The following is a 5,684-nucleotide window of genomic DNA, read 5'->3' as shown; positions in this document are numbered from 1 at the left end:
TTTTTTTTATATAACAAAATAAAAAGGGGAATATTAAATGATAGATCTTATTAGTATATTAGATCAATTTATGCAATCGCCATTATTAACAATACTAGTTAGTATAAGCATCCCATTGACTGTCTTCTTTATATTATTTTTTAAGTTATTATTGCCAAGATTGTCTAGGACTAAATCCATGCAACAACCTACTCAATCACAACAACCTGTACAACAGGTTCAACAAGTTCAGAGAGACCAACAATTAGAAGATACTCTTAAAAATTTAATTAATAGGATGGATAAGTATCAGAGTGAACTGGTTAATACTATCAGTAATTCTATGGAAGAATTTAAGCAAATGATACAAAATCTAAACTCGTCTATAGAAGATGCAGTACTATCTCTAAAATCTACTCAAGCAGATTTGGCTTCTCCTTTTAATGTAGTTTCGTCAGAGCAAAAAAGTGAAGGTGGTAAAGATTTAAAGGCTGTTGCCGAAATAGTAGGTTCAACTAATGTTAATCTTTCTAGTTTTATACGTAATTGTGTGTTGTTAGAAGTTTTGGAGTATGATGATGCTAAAATAACTTCGTTATATAATCTAGGTTATATTTCTGCTGATGATATGTACATTATAATTAAGATACAATCATACATAAGGACAAATAATGGTAAGATAAGGGCGAAAGATTTGGCTTCCATTGCAATGAACGTAGCAGAAAGTTACTCTTCTGCTACAGCTGAAATGAAAAAGTATTTACTAGTATTGGAGGCTGGTAAAAATGACCAGTGAAGTGATTAGTGAGTCTATAATGTTAATAGCTACAATCACTTTGATAGGAATATTGGTTGGTATAGTTTTTTCCGTAGTATCCTCCATTTCTACTAGCATGGCCTCATATGCTACTTTTCAATCACAAAAATTACTTACAAATCTTCAAATAGACTATGCTACAAATACTAGTCCTACTACTGTGGTTATATACTTACATAACATAGGAGAGACTACTATTTTTAATCTGAAAAACAGTATACTTTACTTCGGTCCTCAAGGTAATTTGCAACAAATAGGTTATGATACTGGGACTCCACCATATTGGGTAGTCAGTACTAATGTACTGTACCCTGGATCAGTAGCTGAAATTACCATATATCTCTCAACTCCTCTATCCACCTCACAATATTATATGATTCAATTTGTTACTTCTAATGGGTATTCAACTAGCTATGTTTTTGGGGTGAGTTAACATAGCTGTAGCTCAAGTAATGGCATACACGTTACTAATTTTCATTTCAATTTCCTTAGCTATGATTAGCCTAGGAACGTATATAAGAGGTCAACAAGTTTTAACTAGCGCAGAGGAGTTAAAGCAAAAGATTGAATTGAATCAACTAAATACTGTTATATATGTTAAGGATATATACCTTTCTGGAAATCTACTTTATGTTACAATAAGTAACAATGGTTCTACAACATTATACGCATTTAAATATTTTGATGTGATAGTAAAATATTATGCAAATATTAGTAATGTACCTACACTTTTGTTATCACGGTATAATTATAGTAATACTTTAGGTCCATATACATGGATTTCACAATCAATAGTAATTAATCCAAATACTGTTGGAACTTTTATTATTAATTTACCGTATCCACCATATCCTAATACTCAGGCTACTATTGTTATTGCAAGTAATTATGGACCAAAAGCAGTATGGAGTGGTGCGTTATGATAATAAAGACTGGTAATGAAGAGTTAGATAGGAGGTTAACTGGGATACCATTTCCTGCCTTAATAATATTAGAAGGTGATCATGGGACTGGTAAAAGTGTATTATCTGCACAAATAATGTTTGGATTTTTGATATCTAATAAGAAGGGTTATGTTATTACTACGGAGCAAACTAGTAAGGACTATTTGAAGAAGATGAGAGATGTTAAAATAAATCTAATACCTTATTTTATAAGAGGTACATTTGGTATTGCCCCATTAAACACTACTAAGTTTAACTGGAATTCCTCACTTGCAAATAAGATTCTTGAACTTATTGTAAATTTCGTAAAGAGGAGGAATATGGACTTTCTAGTTATTGATAGTCTTTCAATAATTGCTACATTTGCAGATGAAAAGCAGATTTTACAGTTCATGAAAGAAATGAGGGTATTGGTAGACTTAGGTAAATTAATACTTTTCACAGTTCATCCTGACGTATTTAGTGATGATGTAAAGAGTAGAATTATAAGTATGGTTGATGTTTATTTTAAGCTTTCGTCAGCTACTATAGGTGGACGGAGGGTAAAGGTTTTAGAAAGAATTAAGACTATAGGTGGAATACAAGGATCTGATGCGATCTCATTTGATGTAGATCCGGCATTAGGGATTAAAGTGGTTCCATTATCTTTATCGAGGGCTTGAAAAATGGGATTTCTTGAAGATTATATTGCTAAATTATCAGAAAAACCTAACATGATAGACAATCCAAATATTCTGAAAGGTAGTAAAGATTATAATGCGATCTATAAGGTAGACGATTATATTTATGTTCATGTTCAGAGCTCAAAGACTAAAGATGGTTACGCTCAATACATAGTGATCGAACCTCCAAGACCTACGTCTAAGGAGATGGACGAAATTGAGGAGAAATTCGCCAGAGTTATTGGAAACATAGAACCTCCATTGAGTATTGAAGAGAAGGAGAAATTTATGAAAAAAATGTTAGATAAAATCCTTTCAAAGGTTAAATTAACAGTCAAAAAAGAATATGCAATCTATCATTTTATTAGGGATAAGCTTTATTCTAGTATTTTAGAGCCATTAATTAGAGATCCCTATATCGAGGATATTTCTGTACCGGGCTTAGGTCACGTTTACATAGTGCATAAGATTTTTGGCCCCATGAGAACTTCAATTTCAATAGAGAGAGAAGAAGAATTAGACGATCTAATAATTTCTTTAAGTGAAAAAACGTATAGACCAGTATCACATAATAGACCGATAGTAGATGCTAGTTTACCAGATGGTTCAAGAGTTAATTTTGTATATGGTATTGATATAAGTAGAAGGGGCTCTAACTTAACAATAAGAAAGTTTACTAAAGTTCCTATTAGTATAACGCAATTGATATCTTTTAACACTATATCTCCTCTTTTAGCTGCATATATTTGGATGATGCTAGATGAGGGGATGAATTTATTTGTATGTGGCGAAACTGCTTCCGGAAAGACTACTACCCTTAATGCAATTACTGCATTTATACCACCTAATTTAAAGATAGTTACTATAGAAGATACCCCAGAATTAACAGTCCCTCACTCTAATTGGGTGGCTGAAGTAACTAGAGAGACGGGTGGAGAAGGGACTATAAAGTTATTTGATTTACTTAAGGCAGCCTTAAGACAAAGACCAAACTATATACTTGTTGGAGAGATAAGAGATAAGGAAGGTAATGTGGCATTCCAAGCTATGCAAACTGGTCACTCTGTAATGGCTACATTTCATGCAGCAAATATAAGAACTCTGGTTCAAAGGCTTACTGGATATCCTATAGAAGTCCCAAAGAGTTATATTAATAATTTAAATATTGCATTGTTTCAAACGGCTTTATATGACAAAAAAGGGAACCTAATAAGAAGAGTAGTGGAGGTTGATGAGATAATTGATATAGATCCGGTTACAAATGACGTAGTCTATATACCTTCATTTACATATGATCCAGTAGAGGATAAGATAATTTTTGCAGGAAGAGGTGCTTCCTATTTGATCGAAAATAAGGTTGCAGTAAGAAGAGGAATAAGTAGAAGAAATATAGGATTATTATATGATGAATTAAATTTAAGAGCAGAATTCCTTAAGAGCTTAGCTGATAAGAAAGTATTTAACTACTTTGATGTATGGGCAAATATTTTGATGGCTAGACAAATTGGATTGGAAGAGGCTGTTAGATATGTTAGGACTAATTAATAAACGGAGTGAAGTAGATTCTAAATACATTTTTATGCTTGCCTTTATGCTTGCCTTATTCTCTTCTGGGATTCCACCAGAAGTTGTAATACTACATCTAGCTAAAGAAGATTCTTTTGAACCATATACTAAATTTATCAAGAAGATCAAGAATTTAATTTCAAACTATAGATATAAATTTTCTTCAGCTATATCTTATACTGTAAAAAATTTAAATATAAAATATTTAAAAGAGTTTTTAATAAGATTATCACAAGCAGTAACTTTTGGTGATAATATGATGGAGTTTTTGACTAGGGAAATAGATTTTTCGCTTTCAGAATATAATGCAGCCTCAGCAAGACTGATAGAATCAATGAATAACTTCTTAACAGTCTATGCTACCTTAAATAGTTCTCTCACTTTTTTAATAGCTGATATAACTATTCTTTCACTAGTATATAATGGTGGATCTGAGTTAATAATACAATTATCCCTACTAGCTTTTTTCTTACTTGGCAATCTAACGTTAGTTATGTATTTGTTATATAGGCCAGAGAATTATATAAGATATAATATTAGGGATAAGTTAATTTTAACCATGTTAATAATGCTAACAATTATATTTGCAGTATTATTTACTAATTATATCACGTTAATAGTTTTAGGCATTGCTTTAATACTTGTTGGGCTAATATATAGAATATCCGAGAATAAAATAAATAATACAGAGAGATATTTCTTATTATTTGTTAAATATTTTTCAAGAAATTATGCTATAATAAGTAATTTAAAGGAGTCCTTATTATCTGTATTAAGAGGGGATTTAGGAGATGCGAGACCTCTAGTTAAGAGTGCTGTAAATAGATTAACCTTAGGTGTAAATAAGGAAAAGGTGTTCAGAATAATGGGAGAAGAAAGTAAGAGTGTGCTAGTAACAATGCTAAGTAAGGCGCTTTATGAAACCATAAGTATGGGCGGAAATATTTTAGTAGTAGGAGAAATTCTTAGCAAGATAGGAGATTCAATTCTAAATATAAGGGCTAGAAAAGAACAGAATGGAAGGGCATTTGAGACTTCTATATACGCTCTCCAAACCGCTTCAGCTGGAGTATCAGCGGCTTTAATATCCATAGTCGGCATGTTAGATAACATATTTGCTACTCAAAACGTATCAACAGTGTTTAGTTTTTCTCAAATAGATTTGGGCTTTATCTCTAGAATATTTCTAATTATTATTATGGTTTTAAGTTTTGCTAATGGAATTGCAATAACTTTGGCATATGGCAAGTCTCTATATGTTAGCCTATACTTTATAGGTGTATTATTAGTTATAAGCTCCATAACATACCATATAGTGCTAATCCTAACCGGCAATATATTTAATACATTATCATCCCCTACTGGAATATTACAAATACCTTAAAGAATCGGTATTAACCATTATATAACTTGCCTAAATTTTACTAATATTAGGAAAGAAAGATTAAATAGGAATTTTTAGTCATAGTAATACCAATTGGAGTTAGATATAAGAGCCACATATTTTTAGTAGCAAGATTTAAAGGTTCTAAATGATTTATCTCCCAGATCTTTTCTATGGATTTGCATGAACTTTCACAACACTGATTAAGGTTTTATTACTTCAGGTAGATACCTGAAAAACATCAATTATTACTCATTTTGTTATTATTATGCTTTCTTTTGAATTTTTAAAGATTACAATAACTTTTAATAGGCAAGAAGTATATTTTAATA

The 5,684-nt window shown here is 31.2% G+C and carries 5 protein-coding genes; all 5 read left to right on the top strand.

Annotated elements, in window-relative coordinates:
- Nucleotides 1-37: 37 nt before the first annotated feature.
- The 5 genes from QXF46_09045 to QXF46_09025 all read left to right on the top strand — a co-directional run bounded on the left by QXF46_09045 (nucleotide 38) and on the right by QXF46_09025 (nucleotide 5,352).
- Nucleotides 38-775: a hypothetical protein gene (locus tag QXF46_09045; protein MEM0227005.1), complete on the top strand. Its 738-nt coding sequence runs from the start codon at nucleotides 38-40 to the stop codon at nucleotides 773-775.
- A gap of 473 nt (nucleotides 776-1,248) precedes the next feature.
- Complete coding sequence (locus QXF46_09040; GenBank protein ID MEM0227004.1) at nucleotides 1,249-1,719, top strand: hypothetical protein; 471 nt, start codon at nucleotides 1,249-1,251, stop codon at nucleotides 1,717-1,719.
- Nucleotides 1,716-2,402 (top strand): ATPase domain-containing protein, encoded by a 687-nt coding sequence (locus tag QXF46_09035; GenBank protein MEM0227003.1) that lies wholly within the window; start codon nucleotides 1,716-1,718, stop codon nucleotides 2,400-2,402. Before QXF46_09040 ends, QXF46_09035 begins: the two co-directional genes overlap by 4 nt.
- A 3-nt stretch (nucleotides 2,403-2,405) precedes the next feature.
- Nucleotides 2,406-3,947 carry a type II/IV secretion system ATPase subunit gene (locus QXF46_09030; GenBank protein MEM0227002.1) on the top strand — a complete coding sequence of 514 codons (1,542 nt, stop codon included), beginning with the start codon at nucleotides 2,406-2,408 and terminating at the stop codon, nucleotides 3,945-3,947.
- Complete coding sequence (locus QXF46_09025) at nucleotides 3,907-5,352, top strand: type II secretion system F family protein (GenBank protein MEM0227001.1); 1,446 nt, start codon at nucleotides 3,907-3,909, stop codon at nucleotides 5,350-5,352. Before QXF46_09030 ends, QXF46_09025 begins: the two co-directional genes overlap by 41 nt.
- Nucleotides 5,353-5,684: the final 332 nt, after the last annotated feature.

This window comes from Thermofilaceae archaeon, from assembly GCA_038731975.1.
In the GTDB taxonomy this organism is placed as follows: Archaea; Thermoproteota; Thermoprotei; order Thermofilales; family Thermofilaceae; genus JANXEW01.
The sequence above is the reverse complement of the archived record's forward strand: the minus strand, read 5'-3'. Positions and strand labels throughout refer to the sequence as shown.

Coding starts and splice junctions, on each gene's coding strand:
- QXF46_09045 (MEM0227005.1), top strand. CDS start 38: ATGATAGATCTTATTAGTATATTAGATCAATTTATGCAATCGCCATTA.
- QXF46_09040 (MEM0227004.1), top strand. CDS start 1,249: ATGGCATACACGTTACTAATTTTCATTTCAATTTCCTTAGCTATGATT.
- QXF46_09035 (MEM0227003.1), top strand. CDS start 1,716: ATGATAATAAAGACTGGTAATGAAGAGTTAGATAGGAGGTTAACTGGG.
- QXF46_09030 (MEM0227002.1), top strand. CDS start 2,406: ATGGGATTTCTTGAAGATTATATTGCTAAATTATCAGAAAAACCTAAC.